Genomic DNA, 1,074 nt, shown 5'->3' on the forward strand with positions numbered 1-1,074 from the left:
GGCGGATTCAAGCGGCAAGTGCAACAGTATAAAAACCAGCCATAACTTCACTAGGCGTATACCAACCTAGTGTTTTTCTAGGACGATGGTTGAGTGCAAATTCTATCTGCTCTATTTGTTCGTTTGACACGTCATCAAACGATGATGATTTTGGCAGATATTGCCGGATTAAACCATTCGTATTTTCATTCCTTGCTCGTTGAATAGACTTGTAAGGATCAGCAAAATACGTATCTATGCCGGCATCAGTGATTCTTTTGTGTTCGGCAAATTCCTTACCATTATCAAAAGTAACACTATAAGCATGGCTCATCCGTAAACGATCTAATGCACAAGTAATCGTTTGAGAGGATGCTCTCGTTGGCCCTAAATGAACAATATGTACGTACAGGCTCTTTCGATCAACGAGAGTTAATAAAGCACCTTTATGATGTTTACCAATTACAGTGTCACCTTCGAAATCTCCTAAACGTTGTCGTTGATCAATGACCTGGTCTCGGCAATGAATACTTGTTTTATCAATGATTTGCCCCCTACGATCCGTGTTTTTGTAACCTCGTTTTCGATATTTCTTCTGATGCCTTAAATGTAGGTGGAGTTTACCGCCTTTTGATTTATCTTCATAAATGTACTGGTAAATCCACTCATGTGAAGGTACATCCAGCCAACCGCGTTGTGTTAAAGCGCCTAAAATTTGTTCTGGTGACCAGTCCAAGCCAATCAAGTAATCAATATAAGCGAAGGCAAATGCTGTCATGGGTGATGAAGGACGGTACCGTCTTTGACTTGCAAATTTCGCTGCCTGTTGAGCTCTATATCCACGTTGCCCAGTATTTCTTTTTAATTCACGGTAGATGGTTGATCGTGAACGCCCTAACTCCCGAGCAACGCTAGCGATTGAACTTTTACTTTTCAAAGTAGCATAAATTTCGTATCTTTCATCTTGAGAAAGTTGGGTGTATTTCTTCATTGTGTGCTTTCCAATTGCGAGTTGAAAAAGTCCAATGATTCTACGAATACACCTAACTTTTTCAACTAACTACAAATGTGTCGCACTTGAGATTTGAATCTGCG

At 40.2% G+C, this 1,074-nt stretch carries 1 protein-coding gene; it reads right to left on the reverse strand.

Annotation, left to right across the window (positions count from 1 at the left end):
* Positions 1 to 7: 7 nt before the first annotated feature.
* The gene (locus tag FTU90_RS15940; RefSeq protein ID WP_180073114.1) at positions 8 to 970 is read right to left on the reverse strand and encodes an IS30 family transposase; all 963 of its coding nucleotides are present in this window, start codon (positions 968 to 970) and stop codon (positions 8 to 10) included.
* Positions 971 to 1,074: the final 104 nt, after the last annotated feature.

Source organism: Acinetobacter sp. YH12200 (assembly GCF_013418175.1).
GTDB lineage: Bacteria > Pseudomonadota > Gammaproteobacteria > Pseudomonadales > Moraxellaceae > Acinetobacter > Acinetobacter pseudolwoffii.

Excerpts from the sequence above, each read along its gene's own strand:
- FTU90_RS15940 (WP_180073114.1), bottom strand. The coding sequence starts at position 970 with ATGAAGAAATACACCCAACTTTCTCAAGATGAAAGATACGAAATTTAT.